The organism is Enterococcus sp. AMC1157 (assembly GCF_058216555.1).
This window is the reverse complement of sequence record NZ_CM177099.1, coordinates 44,761-64,374: the sequence shown is the minus strand read 5'-3', so window position 1 is coordinate 64,374 and position 19,614 is coordinate 44,761. Positions and strand designations below refer to the sequence as shown.

Annotated in this window: 17 protein-coding genes and 1 other annotated feature; of the genes, 3 read left to right on the top strand and 14 right to left on the bottom strand. The window is 35.2% G+C overall.

The annotated features are described in order from the left end of the window. The first annotated feature begins 64 nt into the window (after positions 1 to 64). Complete coding sequence (locus AC4BBX_RS00305) at positions 65 to 922, top strand: pyruvate, water dikinase regulatory protein (RefSeq protein ID WP_490454500.1); 858 nt, start codon at positions 65 to 67, stop codon at positions 920 to 922. A 59-nt stretch (positions 923 to 981) separates the two neighbouring features. Here the strand turns inward: AC4BBX_RS00305 and AC4BBX_RS00300 are convergent, their stop codons facing one another. The 6 genes from AC4BBX_RS00300 to trxB all read right to left on the bottom strand — a co-directional run bounded on the left by AC4BBX_RS00300 (position 982) and on the right by trxB (position 7,823). Continuing rightward, positions 982 to 1,914: a homoserine O-succinyltransferase gene (locus tag AC4BBX_RS00300; RefSeq protein WP_490454499.1), complete on the bottom strand. Its 933-nt coding sequence runs from the start codon at positions 1,912 to 1,914 to the stop codon at positions 982 to 984. A gap of 113 nt (positions 1,915 to 2,027) precedes the next feature. Then, positions 2,028 to 2,253, bottom strand: a binding site (T-box leader). Between the two features lie 53 nt (positions 2,254 to 2,306). Next, a complete protein-coding gene (thrB, locus tag AC4BBX_RS00295) occupies positions 2,307 to 3,182 on the bottom strand; it encodes a homoserine kinase (protein WP_490454498.1) in 876 nt (291 codons plus the stop codon). Between the two features lie 3 nt (positions 3,183 to 3,185). Continuing rightward, complete coding sequence (locus AC4BBX_RS00290) at positions 3,186 to 4,430, bottom strand: homoserine dehydrogenase (RefSeq protein WP_490454497.1); 1,245 nt, start codon at positions 4,428 to 4,430, stop codon at positions 3,186 to 3,188. Positions 4,431 to 4,552: 122 nt separating this feature from the next. Next, the gene (locus AC4BBX_RS00285) at positions 4,553 to 4,846 is read right to left on the bottom strand and encodes an ArsR/SmtB family transcription factor (RefSeq protein ID WP_490454496.1); all 294 of its coding nucleotides are present in this window, start codon (positions 4,844 to 4,846) and stop codon (positions 4,553 to 4,555) included. A gap of 149 nt (positions 4,847 to 4,995) precedes the next feature. Next, positions 4,996 to 6,723 (bottom strand): phospho-sugar mutase, encoded by a 1,728-nt coding sequence (locus AC4BBX_RS00280; RefSeq protein WP_490454495.1) that lies wholly within the window; start codon positions 6,721 to 6,723, stop codon positions 4,996 to 4,998. 176 nt (positions 6,724 to 6,899) lie between these two features. Continuing rightward, on the bottom strand, positions 6,900 to 7,823 hold the full coding sequence (gene trxB, locus AC4BBX_RS00275; RefSeq protein ID WP_490454494.1) for a thioredoxin-disulfide reductase: 924 nt from the start codon (positions 7,821 to 7,823) through the stop codon (positions 6,900 to 6,902). Between the two features lie 233 nt (positions 7,824 to 8,056). Between trxB and AC4BBX_RS00270 the strand changes: the two genes are divergently transcribed. Further along, complete coding sequence (locus tag AC4BBX_RS00270; protein ID WP_490454493.1) at positions 8,057 to 8,527, top strand: glutathione peroxidase; 471 nt, start codon at positions 8,057 to 8,059, stop codon at positions 8,525 to 8,527. A gap of 190 nt (positions 8,528 to 8,717) precedes the next feature. On the opposite strand, the gene AC4BBX_RS00265 is transcribed toward AC4BBX_RS00270, so the two are convergent. Together AC4BBX_RS00265 and AC4BBX_RS00260 are read right to left on the bottom strand one after the other, a co-directional pair. Beyond that, positions 8,718 to 10,151: a 6-phospho-beta-glucosidase gene (locus AC4BBX_RS00265; RefSeq protein WP_490454492.1), complete on the bottom strand. Its 1,434-nt coding sequence runs from the start codon at positions 10,149 to 10,151 to the stop codon at positions 8,718 to 8,720. Positions 10,152 to 10,172: 21 nt separating this feature from the next. Further along, positions 10,173 to 11,555 (bottom strand): 6-phospho-beta-glucosidase, encoded by a 1,383-nt coding sequence (locus AC4BBX_RS00260; RefSeq protein WP_490454491.1) that lies wholly within the window; start codon positions 11,553 to 11,555, stop codon positions 10,173 to 10,175. 235 nt (positions 11,556 to 11,790) lie between these two features. Here AC4BBX_RS00260 and AC4BBX_RS00255 point away from each other — a divergent pair, with 235 nt between their 5' ends. Continuing rightward, positions 11,791 to 12,708 carry a MurR/RpiR family transcriptional regulator gene (locus AC4BBX_RS00255; RefSeq protein WP_490454490.1) on the top strand — a complete coding sequence of 306 codons (918 nt, stop codon included), beginning with the start codon at positions 11,791 to 11,793 and terminating at the stop codon, positions 12,706 to 12,708. 36 nt (positions 12,709 to 12,744) lie between these two features. Here the strand turns inward: AC4BBX_RS00255 and AC4BBX_RS00250 are convergent, their stop codons facing one another. From AC4BBX_RS00250 to AC4BBX_RS00225, 6 genes are all read right to left on the bottom strand, one after another. After that, a complete protein-coding gene (locus AC4BBX_RS00250) occupies positions 12,745 to 14,523 on the bottom strand; it encodes an ABC transporter ATP-binding protein (RefSeq protein ID WP_490454489.1) in 1,779 nt (592 codons plus the stop codon). Beyond that, the gene (locus tag AC4BBX_RS00245) at positions 14,523 to 16,274 is read right to left on the bottom strand and encodes an ABC transporter ATP-binding protein (protein WP_490454488.1); all 1,752 of its coding nucleotides are present in this window, start codon (positions 16,272 to 16,274) and stop codon (positions 14,523 to 14,525) included. Before AC4BBX_RS00245 ends, AC4BBX_RS00250 begins: the two co-directional genes overlap by 1 nt. Positions 16,275 to 16,390: 116 nt before the next feature. Further along, positions 16,391 to 16,606, bottom strand: a complete 216-nt coding sequence (locus tag AC4BBX_RS00240; RefSeq protein ID WP_490454487.1) for a YneF family protein — start codon at positions 16,604 to 16,606, stop codon at positions 16,391 to 16,393. A gap of 205 nt (positions 16,607 to 16,811) precedes the next feature. After that, entirely contained in the window at positions 16,812 to 17,627 is an 816-nt protein-coding gene (locus AC4BBX_RS00235; protein WP_490454486.1) for an aldo/keto reductase family protein, read from the bottom strand. A gap of 99 nt (positions 17,628 to 17,726) precedes the next feature. After that, a complete protein-coding gene (locus tag AC4BBX_RS00230) occupies positions 17,727 to 18,617 on the bottom strand; it encodes a deoxyribonuclease IV (protein ID WP_490454485.1) in 891 nt (296 codons plus the stop codon). 84 nt (positions 18,618 to 18,701) lie between these two features. Then, positions 18,702 to 19,610 carry an AEC family transporter gene (locus AC4BBX_RS00225; RefSeq protein ID WP_490454484.1) on the bottom strand — a complete coding sequence of 303 codons (909 nt, stop codon included), beginning with the start codon at positions 19,608 to 19,610 and terminating at the stop codon, positions 18,702 to 18,704. Between the last annotated feature and the right edge of the window lie 4 nt (positions 19,611 to 19,614).

The following is a 19,614-nucleotide window of genomic DNA, read 5'->3' as shown; positions in this document are numbered from 1 at the left end:
CCGATTGTTTTTAATGAGTGTATGGTATAATAAGATTGACTAAAATGCAAGTGAGGGAGATTATATGACTGAACAAAAAAAAGAAAACTTGTTAACTTTTTTCGTTATTTCAGATTCTGCTGGGGAAACTGCTTCAAAACTAGCGCAAGCGACGATGGCACAATATCCATCTGTTGAGTTCGAAGTATTTCGACGCACTTTTATCACAACAAAATCGGCACTTCTGCAAACTTTAGCTGATGCAAAAAAACATGATGCTTTAATTTTACACACCTTAATTGAAGAATCATTAGTTGATTTAGTGAATCATTTTTGTGAAGAGAGTGGATTGTTTCACTTTGATGTTTTGACACCTCCTGTTGCAGAAATTGCACATCGTACTGGTGTCGAACCAACAAGAGAACCTGGGGCATTACATCATCTGAACAAAAACTATTTCAAACGAATTAAAGCAATGGAGTTTGCCGTGAAATATGATGATGGAAAAGATCCTCGTGGTTTCTTGGAAGCAGATGTTGTCTTGTTAGGTGTTTCTCGTACTTCTAAAACACCATTAAGTCTCTTTTTGGCCAATAAAAATTTAAAAGTAGCTAATCTCCCACTGGTTCCTCAAGCCCATATTCCTAAGCAACTTTGGGAAATAGATCCTAAAAAAATCGTTGGTTTAACTAATGATCCGAATGTCTTAAACAATATTCGAAAAGAGCGGATGATTGCTTATGGATTAAATCCCGATACTGCTTATTCTGATATTGAAAAAATTAAAGAAGAATTGGAATTTGCCAATGATTTATATCAAAAATTAGGTTGTACAATTATTAATGTTGCTTCCCTATCAATAGAGGAAACAGCTTCAATGATTTTAAGTGAGTTAGACTTAGTTGACCATAGCTATTATGTAACTGATGTAGATGAGTTTTAATTTTCTTATTAATAAAAGCATAACAAGCAACTATTTGTGTCGCTTGTTATGCTTTTTTATTATCTTCCTTGTTTCTCCCTATTCAGTTTAGGGATATCCTCTAAGTGATAAGGTGTCATTTGATAAACATCATTTAACCAATTATGATACAACAAGTGAGCATTTCCTCGCCAACAATTCGTGGTCGTCATGGTTTTTTCATCATCAAAATAATTTACTGGAAACTGCGGATTTATTCCTTTATTTAAATCCCTTAGATACTCATCTTTTAAACTATCCGTATCATATTCAAAATGACCTAAAAGAAAAATGTTATGATCATCTGCGGAAATTAAAATGGTTGCCCCAATTTCTTCGTCACTCGCAACAATCCGTAATTTTTTTTCATCAATCTGTTCTTCTTTAATTCCTGTGTATCTAGATTGTGGTCCGACAAAAACATCATCAAATCCTCGAAACAGACGATGGTTGATTTTTAAGCGTTGAGGATAGATACCAAATAATTTTTGATCATAAGGAATCTTCTCTACACCATAATGATGATACAAACCTGCCTGAGCTCCCCAACAAATATGGATGACCGATGTGGTATTGGTCTGACTCCAATCCATAATTTGAACCAACTCTTCCCAATAATCAACTTCCTCAAAAGGCAAGGTTTCCACGGGTGCTCCTGTAATAATCAAACCATCGTAACTTTGATTAAGAATCTCTTCAAATGACAAATAAAATTTAGACAAATGATTAGGGCTCGTATTTTTATTTTTATGAGAGATCAGTTTTAAAAAATCCACGTCAATTTGTAACGGACTTTGACTAATCAAACGCAGAAGCTGAATTTCCGTATCAATTTTATTTGGCATTAAATTCAACAATAAAAAGCGCAAAGGTCGAATATCTTGGTGTTTGGCTCGTTTTTCTTCAATTGCAAAAATATCTTCTTGTTCTAATACTGATTTTGCAGGAAAATCAGCTGGAAGTTTAATCGGCATTCCATTACCTCCTTTAATTAAATAAAATTCGTTATACTTTAGTACTTTTGTCTTTACTTGAAATTTCAATTTACTTACTTTTAAGACAAAAAAAGCCCACACCCTCTCCACTTGGAAAGGACGCGAGCTATCACTGCGTGTTACCACCTTTTTTTGTCATTTTTTCACAAAAATGACCTCAACCAGTACCATCATACTGGGAAGCTATAACGGGCTAACCCGATAATCTATTCATTATCTGCTCAAAGACCATCTTCAAAAATAATTCCTTGCTTCTTCCCACCCATCGAAGCTCTCTTGAAATTCCTTATTTTTTACTCTTCTTTTCATCGCAATTTGTATTTGAATTTACTATAAGTATAACTGGTTCTATTGTTTTGTCAATTCCTTGATTAGAAGACTTGTACTCCTTCACGATCAACAGACAAAGACTCAATTTTAGCTGTCCCATCTAATGCTCGCAATAGTTTACTGATTGTTTCTGTTCTTTCTGGAGGTGTCATAATTAATACAGTCGGTCCTGCTCCACTCAAGAAACAACCGTAAGCACCTTCCTCATGGCAAATTTGACGAATTGCTCCTAAATGAGGGACTAATTTTCCGCGATAACTTTCATGCCAACGATCTTCTTCCATCATTTTTCCCGCTAATGGTAGATTTCCGTTAATAATTGCTGCAATCATTACATTGGCAATTCCACTTGCTTTCACCGCTTCTTTATAAGAAAGTGACTCTGGTAAAACTCCTCGACTTTCACTAGTAGCCAATTCCTTGTTTGGAACAAAGGCTAGAATGTCGCATTCTGGAAAATAATGTTTAACATATGGAACCGTTGAAGCACCTTGCTCAGATAAATGACACGCGACGACAAAATCTCCGCAAATTGCTGGAGCTACATTATCCGGATGACCTTCAATCTCAGTTGCAATCTCAACTTTTTGTCGATTGGATAAATTTAACTGCCCTAAACGATTCGCCAATTCAATCCCAGCTACAATCACTGAGGAACTACTTCCTAAACCTCTAGTTAATGGAATATTGGAAGTCATTTTTAATTTTTGAGGTTTCAATGAAGGAACCAATTTTAATGCTGTTTGAATTAATAAATTATTTTCATCGCTAGGAATATCTTCTCCAAGGGAATGATTGATCTCCCACTTATCATGTTCATCTAATACTTCGATCGATAGATACATCGACAAAGCAATACCACAAGAATCAAAACCAGGTCCTAAATTGGCACTAGTAGCTGGGACACGAATTTTCATTTATTACGCCTCCATTACCTTCATTCTTTGCTCTAAAATTGTTGCTAACTTTTCTTCAAGTTCCGCTAATTGAACACGATTTATCGAAGTAGTTATAACAGAAATACGTCCGTTATTTTCATCAATTTCTTCAGTAGCAATCGCTAATTCATTGAAGATAGTTGCGACTGTTTCTTCTGTGGCATTTATTGCAAAATAATACTTAGATTTTGCTTGTTCAGCAGTTGTTAAAACTAATGGACGTCGGTATTCATTAAATTGTGGGGCTGGAATACCCAATGCCTGATTTTTAGCAATTGCGGCAACATCGGAAACTACACTTGTTGCGGTTGGTAACGACCCTGCGCCAGGTCCGTAAAACATCGATTGATCAATACCAGTACTGTTAATAAATACGCCATTAAATTCATTTTTAATAGAAGCTAATGGATGTGTTTTTGGCACTAAGACAGGACCAACTGAAACATCTACACTGCCCTCTGTTTTTACTGATTCACCAATCAATTTAATTTCATAACCAAATTTATTTGCTTGGGAAACATCTAAATCAGACAACCCGCGAATCCCTTTAATCTCTAAGTCATCCAAAGTAACATCCATACCATAAGCAAATTGAGTTAAAATGACCATTTTATAGGCAGCATCAATTCCATCTACATCATTTGTTGGATCTGATTCGGCAAAACCCAATGTTTGTGCTTCGGACAAAGCTTCTTCATAAGAAGTTCCATTTTCTAACATTTTTGTTAGCATGTAGTTGGTTGTTCCATTAACAATTCCACGAATGTTAGTAATCTCATCTGCTAAATAGTTGGCAGTCAGTGTGCGCAAAATTGGAATCCCACCAGCTACACTGGCTTCATAGAATAAGGACACATGATTTTCTTTAGCGATGTCGATTAATTCCACGCCATGTTGGGCAATTAAATCTTTGTTAGCTGTTACAACATGTTTGCCATTCTGTAAAGCTGCCGTAATAAATTCTTTAGCCGGATGAACTTTACCAATCAATTCAATTACTATATCTAATGAATCATCTTCAACAATCTCAGATAATTCCGTTGTTAAGGTTAAGCCATATTCTTTGGCAAAATCTTCTTTGTCTTCCCCTGGACGAATCAGAGCTTTCACAATCGAAAGAGTTTTCCCAGTTTGTTCCTTAATTTTCGTTTGATGATCTGACAGTACTTTAACCGTTCCACTGCCAACAACCCCCAAACCTAAAATGCCCACTCGTAATTCTTTCATATAAACTCCTAACTGAAAGTAAGATTAAAACACTTTCATTTTTCTCTCATAATTTTTTCTACTAGCATACCAAATATTTGTATAAAAAAAAAGGACTTTCCATCTATGGAAACCCTTTTGTTTCACAAATGATGAATATGTGTAAAGGTTTTGTCTAAAATTTCTAATACATGATGGTCATTCAAACTGTAAAAAATCGTTTTTCCATCACGTCTGGACTTAACCACATCATTATCTCTCAATAATTTTAATTGATGAGAAACCGCTGATTGTTCCATTTCAACAACTTCAGCAATAGATGTCACGTTTCGTTCACCTGACTTTAACGTCAGAACAATTTTCAAACGAGTCACATCACTTAACACCTTAAAAATTTGGCTGACTTTTTCTATCTCTTGGATAGTTGGTTTTTCCATAATTAATCCTCCAACAAAAACGAGAGACCGTGAAAATAAACTCCAATAATGATTGACATTATTATTATTCGGAAATAAATTTCATCACAGTCTCTTGATTTAATTAATGATAGGCTACATTTCCGAAGATTCCTGTGTTTAGTATACTACTAAGCACCAGTAATTTCATTCACTGCGGCTTCTAAATCAGCAATTTTCTGTTGTGCTTGTTCGTCGCTATCTGCTTTAACTCCAATGTAGAACTTAATTTTAGGTTCTGTTCCTGAAGGACGAACAGCAATCCAACTTTCATCCGTTAAGACATATTTCAATACATCAGACGGTGGTGTTGTCATTTCTTCTGTTGCTCCATCTGCTGTTTGACGTGTTAATAATTTGAAATCTTCTGTTTGAGCAACCTTCACACCTGCAAAATCAGCCGGTGATTTCTCACGGAAAGTTTTCATTAAGGCAGCAATTTTTGCAGCTCCCTCTTGACCACTCATCGTAACAGAGATTGTTTTTTCTGCATAATAACCATATTCTTCAAAAATTTCTTGTAAAGCATCATATACAGTTTTGCCTTCTTTTTTGTAATAAGCAGCAACTTCGGCAAATAAAACTAATGCTTGAATGGCATCTTTGTCCCGTACAAATGGTTTCACAAGATAGCCATAACTTTCTTCAAAACCAAACATAAAGGTATGAGAATGATCTTCCTCAAATTGTTGGATTTTTTCTGCGATAAATTTAAAGCCAGTTAATACATTAAACATTGTTGCTCCGTAGCTTTTAGCAACCGCAGTTGGTAATTCACTAGAAACGATTGATTTTAATACCGCTGCGTTTTCAGGTAAAGTACCTGCTTGTTTGTGCGCTTCTAAAATATAACGAACTAAGATTGCACCAATTTGGTTTCCTGTTAATACTTGGTATTCTCCATTCGGTAAACGAACAGCCGCTCCTAAACGATCGGCATCTGGGTCCGTCGCAATTAATAAATCTGCGCCTTCTTTTTCACCTAAACGAATTGCATATTCAAAAGCAGAGTGTTCTTCTGGATTCGGTGACTTAACCGTACTAAAGTTTGGATCTGCAATTGCTTGTTCAGGTTCTAAAATAAATTGTTTGAAACCAGCTTGTTTTAAAGCTTTCTCTCCTAACATTTTTCCAGTTCCGTGTAATGGTGTATAAACTAGTTTTAAGCTATCGCCCATTTCATCAATTAATTCTTGATTAACAGTAACTGTTTTCACTTCTTTCAAGTAAGCAATATCAATTTCTTCGCCAATAATATTAATTAATCCGCTGTGTTTTGCTTCTTCTTCTGATAAAACAGGTACTTCTAGTGGATTTTCGATTTCTCTTACAAAACGAGTCAATGCATCTGCATCTGCAGGTGGCATTTGTCCCCCATCTTCACCATACACCTTATATCCATTGTAATTAGATGGATTATGAGATGCGGTAATCATAATTCCAGTAAAGGTTTTTAAATAACGAACAGCAAAAGATAATTCTGGTGTTGGACGTAGGCTTTCAAATACATAAGCAGGAATATCGTGTTTTGCTAATGTTTTAGCCGCTTCCATTGCAAATTCGGGAGAAAAATGGCGTGAATCATAGGCAATTGCCACTCCACGTCTTCTTGTATCTGGATCTTGTGTGTTCATAAAGCGTGCTAAGCCTTCTGTTGCTTGACGAATCGTGTAAAGATTCATACGATTGATCCCTGGTCCTAAGACGCCTCGCATTCCCGCAGTTCCGAATTCTAAGGAAGCATAAAAGGCATCTTCTAGTTCAGATGACTGCCCTTCTAAATCTTCTAATTGTTTTTTCAAACCTGCCTCAAGGTTTTGATGATTTTTCCATTGAGCATAAGTTTCTTCCCAAGACATACAAAACACCTCTTCCAAATAATTTTATCATGATAATTATATCATTATTAATAAGCGACTGAAAGCCTTGTCATACAATTCATTCAAAAAAACAAGAATGTTATTTGAAAAACAATTCTTTCATCGTTTCTTCAGTTAACATCCTGTATTTTTTCTTTTCATTTTCAATGATTTTTTTATTTTACATCTTTTTGTGCTTCAAGATAGTTAAAAACTTCCTGACCCGCGATACTACCTTCACCAACAGCTGTTGTAATTTGACGTAAATTTTTCTCACGTACATCTCCTACAGCAAATACGCCAGGAATTGGTGTACGCATTTCGTCATCGGTTAAAATCCAACCTTCTTCGTTTGTAATGCCACTTGATTGGAAAGCTTCCGTCAATGGATCTAGACCCACATAGATAAAAATCCCACCGGCTGCTTCTTCATGTTCTTCGCCAGTTTTAACGTTTTTAATTTTTGCACCAGTCACAACCATCTCATTACCAACAATTTCTTCAACAACTGAATCCCATAAGAAAGAAATTTTTTCATTGGCAAATGCACGATCTTGGATGATTTTTTGTGCACGTAGTTCATCACGGCGGTGAACAATCACCACTTCAGAAGCAAATTGTGTTAAATAGATAGCTTCTTCCACTGCAGAATCTCCGCCACCGATTACTAGTAATTTACGGTTACGGAAAAATGCACCGTCACAAACCGCACAATAAGAAACACCGCGACCCGCAAAATCGTCTTCTCCTGCGACACCTAATTTACGATGCTCACAGCCTGTTGCGATAATCACTGTTTTTCCTTGATACACTTTATCTCCGGTAACCACTTCCTTATAGTCACCGCAGTCTCTAATTTCTTCCACAATGCCATACGCATTTTCAGCACCAAATTTTGTGGCACCTTCATACATTTTTTCAGCCAATTCAGGTCCTAAAATCATTTCAAAACCAGGATAGTTTTCTACCTCAGCTGTATTATTCATTTGTCCACCTGGTGCGCCACGTTCAATCATCACTACAGATAGATTTGACCGTGAAGCATATAAAGCAGCTGTCATCCCTGCAGGACCAGCACCAATTACGATTACATCATACATTTTTTCTTCCTCCGAACTTCGAAACTTCGATTACTACATACTTTACTTATAACTCTTTTTTCTGTCTAACATTATGCACTTTTAATTGAAAAAAGTAGCGTAAATTTCATTAATTTTTAAACAGTACAAATACAACTATAAGAGAGCTATTCAATTTTGACAAGAAAAAAATTTACAAAGCATAACATGATATAATAGTTCTATAGAAATTAAATAAATCTGGAGGTTATGACATGTCAGTTTATAAATTTGAAGTCATTGAAGAAAACGGTCAAAATCGTTCTTTAAAAGACTATCAAGAAAAAGTCTTATTAATCGTTAATACTGCGACAAAATGCGGACTAGCATCTCAATTTGAAGGATTGGAAAAGCTTTATCAACAATATAAAGAGCAAGATTTCGTTATTTTAGGTTTTCCTTCTAATCAGTTTAAACAAGAAGTAACATCTGCAAAAGAAGCTGCCGAAAGTTGCCAACTTACTTATGGCGTCACTTTTCCGATGCATGAACTAACAACAATTAATGGTAAACAGGCAAATCCACTCTTTAAGTACTTAACAAAAAAAGCTCCGGGTAGCTTAGGCACTAGTATCAAATGGAATTTCACAAAATTTTTAGTTGATCGTAACGGACAAGTGGTGAAGAGATTTGCACCTAGTACTACACCCGAGAAACTTTCACCTATGATTGAAGAATTACTTTAATCAACTGATAAAATAGACTGTCCATTCTGCACCCACCATAGAGGCTAAACTTATATCCGTAAAGTTGGAATAGTTTTTTAGCGTTTAAAGTTTATAAAACAACCCTTAGAGGGATATTATAAAATAATACCAATTAATAAAACAAAAAAACTGCAAGAAGTCTTTTAAAAGATTTCTTGCAGTTTTGAGCTTATTCGTTAGATAAATCTTCTCCGTTAGAAGCAATCACTTGTTTATACCAATCAAATGATTTTTTCTTCGTACGTTTTAACGTTCCGTTCCCTTCATTATCTAAGTCTACATAGATGAAGCCATAACGTTTTTTCATTTCACCAGTTCCCGCAGAAACTAAATCAATACAACCCCAAGTTGTGTAACCTAATAAATCAACACCATCTAATTCAACAGCATCTTTCATCGCTTGTACGTGTTTTGCTAGATAATCGATACGATAATCATCTTCCACGTAACCATTTTCATCAGGAACATCAACCGCTCCTAAACCATTTTCTACGATGAACAATGGTTTTTGATAACGATCATAAATATCATTCATCGTAATACGAAGTCCTAATGGATCAATTTGCCAGCCCCATTCACTTGCATCCAAGTAAGGGTTTTTCACTGAAGCAAAGATATTTCCTGCTGTTTTATCTAATAATTCAGCATCTGTTGTGGCAACACGTGATGAGTAATAAGAGAACGAAATAAAGTCAACTGTATGAGCTTTTAATAATTCTGCATCGCCGTCTTCCATTGGAATTTCAATTCCTTTACGTTCTAATTTTTTCAAGAAGTATGCTGGGTATTCTCCACGAGATTGAACATCGATAAAGAAATAACTATCACGATCTTTTTGACGAGATTCCCAAACATCTTCTGGACGGCAGCTATATGGATAGTAACCACCTGCAGCTAACATACAACCTACTTGGTTTTCAGGATCTACTTCATGAGCAATACGTGTAGCAATCGCACTTGAAAGTAATTCATGATGGGCTGCTTGATATTTAACTTGGTCTTTGTTTTCGCCTTCTTCAAAGTATAGACCCGCTCCCATAAATGGAGCATGTAAAATCATGTTGATTTCGTTAAAAGTTAACCAGTATTTTACTAAACCTTTGTAACGGTTAAAAATGACTGTACAAAGTCTTTCATAAAACTCAACCATTTTACGATTGCGCCAACCACCATATTCTTCAATCAAATGCATTGGGCAATCAAAGTGAGTAATCGTTACTAAAGGTTCAATGCCATATTTATGACATTCTTTGAATAAATCTTCATAGAATTTTAGTCCTTCTTCGTTAGGCTCTAATTCGTCTCCTTTAGGAAAAATTCTAGTCCATGCAATAGATAAACGATACGTTTTAAAACCCATTTCTCCAAACAAAGCAATATCTTCTTTGAAACGAGTATACATATCAATCCCAACTTTAGCTGGGTAATGGAAGCCCTCTTCAAAATCATACATTTTACGTTGACCAGTAATAACTCCTAAACGTTCTGAACCGATTGGTACTACGTCAACGTTAGCTAAACCGCGTCCACCTTGATCATAGCCACCTTCACATTGATTGGCAGCTGTTGCGCCACCCCATAAAAAATCTTTACGAAATCCCATTTTCCTATTCCTTCTTTCTTTTTAAATTAATTCTTTGGCTACTGAATCTCGAACTTCCACGCCAGCTTCTTTCAAACGCTCAATCGTTTCTTTAAATTGTGGTAAATGCGCTTGGTGAGCAATAAATAATTCATGCATCACTTGACGAGCGGTTTCCCCTGAAGGTACCAATGGATTAATTGTAAATGCTTGTAGCGCTGTTCCATAATCACCTGTAACTGCAGCTTCAATGGTTAATAACTCCATAGCTTTCATTACTTGTAACCAACCTTTTTCGGCTGTTGGTAATTCACCAAATGAAACAGTTCTAGCACCATCTGCTCCTAAATAAGCCATTACTTCAACAACACAATCCGCAGGAAGATCGGGTACTGCACCATTATTTTTAGTTGAAACAACTAATTGAGTATTTTTGTTAGCATAAATGGATGCAATTGTTTCACAGGCTGCATCTGAATAATGTGCTCCACCACGTTGATTCAATTGTTCTGGTTTATGATCCAAGTTAGGATCTTTGTACAGTTCAAATAATTCTGCTTCAGTTCTTTTTACTTGTTCTGCACGTGTGCCAACTGTTTCATATTCTTCTAACGAATGTTTAAGCATTTCTTCTTGACGATAGTAGTAGCGATGATAACCACAAGGAATCATTTTCATTTGTTGTAATTGTTCTTTGTAGAAAGGTGTTTCATGGATATTTTTAGGAATCCCTGCATCTTTAGAGTCGTCAAATAGTTCATCAATGATTTCTAAAGTTACATCATTCCCGTCTAAATCTGCTACTTTATGCCAATGGAAGTGATTCACACCAGCAAATTTGTAAATCAATTCGCCTTCTTCTTTACCAAGTAGACCTGGTTCTGTCATCATTGCTCCGACAGGTACATTACATAAACCAATAACGCGATCCCATTTACCATAACGAAGAATTGCTTCAGTTACCATACCTGCTGGATTGGTAAAGTTGATTAACCATGCATTCGGACATAAACGTTTCATATCTTCAACGATGCTTAAAATAATCGGAATCGTTCTAAAAGCTTTGAACATTCCACCAGCGCCATTTGTTTCTTGTCCTAACATCCCATAGTATGAAGGAATTCTTTCATCTTTTATACGAGCATTTAACAAACCTACACGGAATTGAGTCGTAACAAAATCTGCATCTTTTAACGCTTCTTCGCGGTCCAATGTTAAGTAAACTTTTACATCGTATGGAGAGGCATCCCACATACGCTGTGCCATTTTCCCGACAGTTTCCAATTTTTCTTTTCCAGCTTCGATATCGACTAACCAAATTTCACGAATGGGTAGGTCATCATAACGTTTAATAAAACCTTCCATTAATTCTGGAGTATAGCTACTTCCTCCACCAATCGTGACAATTTTAACGCCCTCTGCCATGTATCAATCGCTCCCTTAAATTTATTTACAAACTTATTATCTATTACGTAAATGAAATAAACAAGAGGGGATAGATATTTTCAAATAATATTTACATTTCAGCTATCAATAACCTCTATATTTTGTAAATAGCGTTTACATATTCCTGAATTAAATCTTTTTTTTCAAAAAAGGTTTACAAATCATTTACAATTTTAATATACTGATTGTAAAACCACAGGAAGCGGTGTATCTTATGTTGCTAATTGAAAAAATGTCTGAAATAACCTTTTCACCTGCTGAACAGAACCTAGTAGATTATATTTTAAAAGAAAAAACAAACATCGAAAATAAAACAATCAAAGAGATTTCTGATGCTACCTTTGTTCATCCCTCCACACTCATTCGAATTGCAAAAAAAATGGGGTTTAATGGTTGGTCAGATTTAAAAGCTGCATTTTTAGATGAACAAAGTTACTTAAATAGTCATTTTAATCAAATTGATGCTAATTTACCTTTTTATCAGAATGACGGTCTTTTAAACATCGCTCAAAAAATTGCTGCATTAGAGCAAACGACAATTAAAGATACTTTGTCCTTAATTAAACATGAAGAGCTTCAAAAAGCGACCGACCTACTCGATCAAGCAGAAGAAATTAAAATTTTTACTTCCAATGCTAATATTCTAATCTCACAAGATTTTGCATTAAAAATGAGAAGATTAAAAAAACGTGCTTCGATTGCTGAAATTATTGGTGAACAAGCCTACGAAGCCTATGGATCAAATGAAAAAACTTGTGGCATTCTTATTTCTTATACAGGAGAAAATGCATTGCTGAAACATATTCTTCCCGTTCTTAAAAAACAAGGAGCTAGTACCATTAGTTTAACGGGGATTGGCGAAAGTACGCTAAGTCAAGAAGCGGATTGCAATTTAGCTATCACAACAAGAGAAAGACTTTACTCAAAAATCGGTAATTTTACTATTAGTACATCCATTTGTTATTTACTTGATGTTTTGTATTCGACAGTATTTGCTAAGAATTATCAACAAAATTTAAATCATTTAATTAAACTTGGTGAAGAATTTGATAGTAGAAAAAGCACCTCTCCGGCTATGGAAGAATCTCCAACTGCACAACTACAAATTCAAGATTCTTTCTTGCCAAATTAAAAAGAGGCTGCGACATCTAGCTCGCAGCCTCTTTGTTTAAACTTCACTTTTTTGTAATTGATACATATCCGCATATAAACCTTCTTGAGCAATTAAACTATCATGGTTACCTCGCTCCACAATTCTTCCTTTATCCAAAACTAAAATTAGATTGGCATCACGAATCGTAGACAAACGATGGGCAATCGCAATCGTTGTTCGACCTTGGCGCATATTGGCTAGACCTTCTTGGATATACCCTTCAGTTTCTGTATCAATATTCGCTGTTGCTTCATCCAAAACTAAAATTTTTGGATTAGTTACCATTGTCCGAGCAAAAGAAATCAATTGACGTTGACCACTTGAATAACTTGCTCCACGTTCAATCACTTTGGCATGATAGGTTCCTGGTAATTGTTCAATGAATTTATTTGCTTGAACAAACTTAGCCGCTGTAATGACTTCTTCATCGCTAATCTCTTTATTTAATAAGCGAATATTATCCGCAATATTTCCATAAAACATGAAAGCATCTTGCAAAACTAAGCCCATTTTTTTACGCAATTCTTCCATTGAAAAATCACGAATGTCTTGATCATCAAGTAAAATTTGTCCTTCACCAAATTCATAGAAACGCATTAAAACATTGATAATCGAACTTTTCCCACTTCCAGTATGACCAACTAAGGCAACGGTTTCTCCAGGATTAGCGACAAAAGAAATATTGTTTAACACATTGTGCTCACCATCATAGGAGAAGCTTACGTTACGGAATTCAATTTTTCCTAAAGTGATTGTTTCACTAGCTTCCGGATTCTGTTGAGGCGTGTATTCCTCATCATCCATGATTCTTAAAATACGACTACCAGCAACAATTCCGTCAGTAAAAATACTTAATGAATCCATCATTTGTGTCATCGGGTTAAAAAATCCTTGCACATAGGTTGTAAAAGCATAAATTAAACCTACTTCAACAGGAGAATTCAACGCATCAAAACCGAATAAAGTTAAAGACATTGCCACAGCTAGTGCATAAAGTAAATTAATGATTGGTGCTAATAACAAAGAGTTTGTTCGAATCATCGCATAACGAGTTTCTAAATATTCGTTATTAGTTTCTTCAAACTCACGATTCCAACGCTTTTCTTGACGAAATTGTTGAATAATTTGCATACCAGAAATTGATTCATTCAACTTAGTGTTCAATTGGCTTAAACGTTCCCGCATTTGACGGTAGATTCGCGAACTAAATTTTTGATAGTACCAAACCACAGTTGCTAAAATCGGTAGGAACAATAAATTTAATAAAGCAATCTTTGGATTAATTTGAAACATAGCCGCAAATGAAGACACAACTGCAAATAATCCAGTTAAAACTGATAGAAAAACATACCAAAATTCGAATAAGGTTTCTGTATCATTGGTTACCCGCGAAACGATAGAACCAGCTGGTGTTTTGTCAAAATATCGCATGCCTAAAGTATGCAATTTCTCAAACAGCTTCACTCGAATATTTTGATAAGTTCTTAGAGCACCCATAGAATACATGAACCACTGAATAAACCAAATGATTGCTTTCATGATTGTCCCAAACAGATAAAGACCTGCAAAAAAGAGTATGATTTGCATAGTTGCTGTCTGCTTGGTTAAATAATTATCAATCAACGTTTGCAAGATTCGTGGTAACAAGATATTAACTACAGATAGTGTAAATGCAAATAAGATTGCAACAATAAACGTACTTCTGAAAGGTTTGGCAAATTTTAGTAATCGTCTAATAATCTTCCCTTGTTCTTTCATTGGGATGGATTTTGTCCATTCTGATTGATGTTCCATTAGGCATCACTCCCTTCGATTTTGGCTTCTAGTTGTTGTTTATCCCACATACGTTTGTACCAACCATTTAGTGCTAATAATTCTTCATGGTTCCCACGTTCCGTAATTCGACCCTCATCAACTACTACAATCTCTTTAGCATGCATGACACTACTCAAACGATGTGCCACAATAATTGTCGTTTTGTTTTGACGATACTCTTTTAGATTTTGTAAAATAGCTTCTTCTGTTTTCGCATCCACTGCAGATAAGGCATCATCCAAAATTAATAATTCAGGATCAACAATTAAAGCGCGAGCGATCGAAATACGTTGCTTTTGACCACCTGAAAGGGAAACTCCTCGTTCGCCAACCATTGTGTCATAACCTTCAGGGAAAGCTTTAATATCTTCATCGATGACTGCCAAATCAGCTGCTTGTTCAATTTTTTCTTGTGGCAAAGTCGGATCTGCAAAACGAATATTGTCGCGAATGGTCATAGAAAATAGAAAATGATCTTGTGGTACATAACCAATTGATTGCAACAATGCATCTAAGGAGTACTCTTTTAACGAATGATGACCAAACTGAATTTCTCCTTGATAACTATCATATTCTCGCATAATCAATTTCAACAAGGTTGTTTTACCTGCCCCTGTTTTACCAACAACCCCTAGTACTTGTCCTTCTTCAATTGAAAAATCAATATCATTCAAAGCCGTTCCTTCTCCATCAGGATATTGGAACTGTTTAATATCTACTGCCAATGTGCCTTTAGCGGGTGTTGTAATGGCATTTGGTGCTTCCACAATATGTGTGTTTTCTTTTAATAATTCGGATACACGGTCATAACTGGCATTCCCACGTTCGAGTACGTTAAATAGACGACCAATGGCAAACATCGGCCAAACTAACATTCCGATATAACTAATGAAAGAAACCAATTGACCAATGGAAATAACACCATTCATAATGAAATAACCACCAAGAATAATCGTTAATACATAAGAAAGACCAATAACAATCGTAATAAATGGATCAAATAACGCATCTAGTTTATTTACTCGACGATTTTTAATAATTGCTTGATCAATTTTTTCTGAAAAATCAGCAATATCTTCTTTTTCTTGTCCAAAAGTTTTGATAACTTTCATCCCAGTGACACTTTCTTGGGTTTTGTCATTAATTGTTGAAAAAGCTTCTTGAGAATCACGGAAAGCATCATGAAGTTTACTTCCCAAAATACGAGAAGTTAGAGCTAAAAGAGGAAGTGGAATTAAAGCAACCAAGGTTAAACGCCAATCAATAAATAGCACCATGGCAATAATTGTCATTCCACCTGTAATGAATGAGTCCGCAAAAGTTAAAATACCAGCGCCCGCTACGTTTTGAATGGCATTCAAGTCATTCGTGGCATGAGCCATTAAATCACCTGTACGATATTTTTGATAGAAGATGTTATCCATTTTAGTAAAATGGTCAAACAATTGTCTTCTCAAACTTTTTTCTAAACGTGCTGCACTTCCCCAAATTCTTGTACGCCATAGATAGCGGAATAAGTACTGTCCAATAGCAGCTCCACACAATACAAATACCCACATCAAAATCGTGCGCATCTGAATATTTTCCTCGGCGATTTCATCAATAATAATCCCGATAACTCTTGGAGGAACTAGCTGCATAATCGCAACTGCAATTAAAGAGCTCACTCCAATAATGTAATTTTTTCTTTCTTGTTTAAAAAACCAACCTAATTTTCTAAAGATTGACATGACTAACCTCCTCTGGTAAATTATCGAATCCCTCTTTAAAATAGATGGAATCTTAAAAATTTTTTCTTCGCAACAAAAAAACAGGCTGAAAAATCAGCCCGTTAGAACCCAAAATATTATTTTTGGTTTTTCATTTGTTGCATCATTTGACGAATTTTTTTCTCAGATGGCTTTTGCCCCATACTCATCATCATCATACGCAACATATCCTCATTAACGGGAGGATTTTTCTTTAAATAATCTTGCATATATTTACGTGCCAAAAAGAAGCCGCCAACAGCGCCAACAGCTAAAGCAATGACTGCGATTAAAACTACGATTCCTGTGTTCATGTTATCTTCTCCTTTCCCTTTGTACTCTCAATGAATTATTTTACTAGAAAAAACAAAAAAAGAAAAGGAAGTTTTACGAATTACTTTAAAAAATCCTTTTCTGATGATATCCCTTAAAATTTAAGAAGACAACTTAAAAATTATTATTTTGTGTAAAGATCAAAATAGCAATTTTAATCTTATTTTTCGAGAACTTTTTTAGAAACTATAAACTATCTAAATATGCCACGTCTTCTTTAGTTAATTCAAAATCAACTTGACTATTTTGTAAAATATATTCTTCATGTACAGATTTAGGTAAAGGTAATATTCCCTTTTCTAATAAATAACGAATCGAAATTTGTGGAATTGATTTACCGTATTTTTCAGCAATCGCCAGTACTTTTTCGTCTTTTAATAGTCTACCCGTCGCAATGGGTGAATACCCTTCGACTAAGATATTTTTTTCCTGACAAAAAGCGAGTAACTCAGGGTCAGTATTATCAATATGATAAATAATTTGATTGACCATTGGTTGAACCTTGCCATGTTCTAATAAAGTTTCGATTTCTCTTTGACTAAAGTTAGACACACCAATTGATTTCACCTGACCTGCTTCATAAAATTCCTCCATCGCTCGCCAAACTTCACGATTTTTCAAATCATCTTCTGCTGGATTTGGTTGTTTAATCCGACTCCATGGTCTAGGGGCATGGATTAACAATAAGTCAATATAATCAATATCTAGCTGAGATAACGACTTTTCAATGACTACTTTTGCTTCCTCATAAGTAGTGATTTCCGCAGGTACTTTGGTTGTAACAAAAATATCCTCACGGTTGACTGCTGCTTCACGTACCGCTTTACCTACTTCAGGTTCGTTGCCATAAACATAAGCTGTATCTACATGAATATAACCATTTTCTAGCGCAAATTTCGTGGCATTATAGGCATCTTGTGGAGCTGATTGCCAAGTTCCTAAACCGATTTTGGGAATCTTTACGCCATTTTCTAATTGGAATGATTCTTGTAAAACTGTCATTATCATCCTACTTTCTCTTATTATTTGGAAACCCTTTATAAAACTATTGTAACAAAAATCTTGACATGCGTCTTTCCTCATGTCACGATTTCTAGCTTATTATTGTTGCATGATTTTTTCTAACAGTTCTGGATCAAAAACACCTGCTTTAAGCATCGCAATTTCAAAACCATAAGGTGCTTTTTTGTTCTTTTTATCTTCACCTACATAAGGTGTCTCTAAAATTTTAGGTAATTGAGCTAATTTTTCATGATGTACCACATATTTTAAAGCATCAAATCCAATTTCCCCAAAGCCAATGTTAGCATGGCGGTCTTTGTGTGAACCTTGTATATTTTTGGAATCATTGACATGAATAACTTTTAGACGATCTAACCCAATAATCTTATCAAATTCTGCTAATACACCATCAAAATCTTCTTTGATATTATAACCAGCATCATGTGTATGACAGGTATCTAATGTAACAGATAACTTTTCATTTAAAGTTACTCCTTCAATAATTCGAGCTAACTCTTCAAAAGTTCTACCAATCTCTGTTCCTTTACCAGCCATTGTTTCCAAAGCGATTTGAGGAATTTGTTCTTTTTCTAATACTTCATCTAACCCTTTAATAATTTGAGCAATGCCTGCGTCCACACCTTCACCGACATGAGCTCCTGGATGCATGGTGATTTGAGTTGCACCTAGAGCTTGTGCTCGGCGGATTTCTTCATGTAAAAATTCAATCGCAAAACCAAAATTTTCTGGTTTGATCGTATTCCCTAAATTAATAATGTAGGGTGCATGTACGACCATATCCGACAAACCTTTTTCAACCATCAAAAGTTTGCCCGCTTCAATATTCATGTCTTCTAAAGGTTTTCTACGGGTATTTTGTGGCGCTCCTGTATAGATCATAAAGGTTGATGCATCATAACTAGCAGCCTCTTCTGCTGCTCCTACTAACATTTTTTTTCCACTCATGGAAACGTGAGAACCAATTAACAATGATTTTCCTCCTCGATATTCTTAAAAAGTATTACTTGTTTTAGTATTACGGAAGCAGTGAACAGATGCAAGAAGCATGCTTACTTACGTATTAAAAATCACCATAATCACGGTCATTAAAGGCAAACTAATCAAAAAACTAATGGAAGAAGCAAATCCCACCACTTCTTCTTTTATACCGGAAGCCACTGAATTGATCACAGCATATAACGGAATTGGAGTAACTGCTAATAATGCTAACACTAACTTAGGTAAATGAGCAATCGGTAAAAAATAAAGTAAGACAATTACGCCTATTCCTACTCCATAACGAATCGTTAATAATTTTACCACTTCTTTTAATGCCGTTCTTGGCAAACGAAGCTCTAAATATAAACCAATCATAAACATCGATAAAAATATATTAGCTTGAGCAACAGGTTCTAACATCGTCAAAAAAGTAGTTGGTAAATCAATCGAAAAGATTCGTAGAAATAGCATGATGACATAGCTAGTAAAAGGAATTGAGCTCAATAGATTTCTAGCAATTTTTTTCCAATTAGCCGTTTCGTCCTTTTCAGTTATCTGATCGACCACAATTTTTGTTCCACCACACAACATAATACTATTACCCATATCAAACATCGAAAGCAAAGGAACACCTAAAGGTAAAAAACCTTGTACAAACGGTAAAGTGAAATTGCCGATATTAAAACCAGATGTACAAAACATCATCAAACGCTGATGGAGTCTCCCCTGTTTATTTGATAAAAACCATGCCAACGCAACCTGAACAACCGACCAAATAATTCCTAAAAGAATAAAAATCATTAATTGTGTATCCAATGTTAAACGTGCCAAATTTAAGATAATCACAGCCGGCAAGGTGATTTTAACAATAATAATTGATAAGGTGGTTCCATCTGCTTTGGTAAGGATATTCCAACGTTTTAATAAAAAACCTAGTACGATAATAAAAAATAAACTACTTGCTTGAATAATAATCGTCCCCATACGT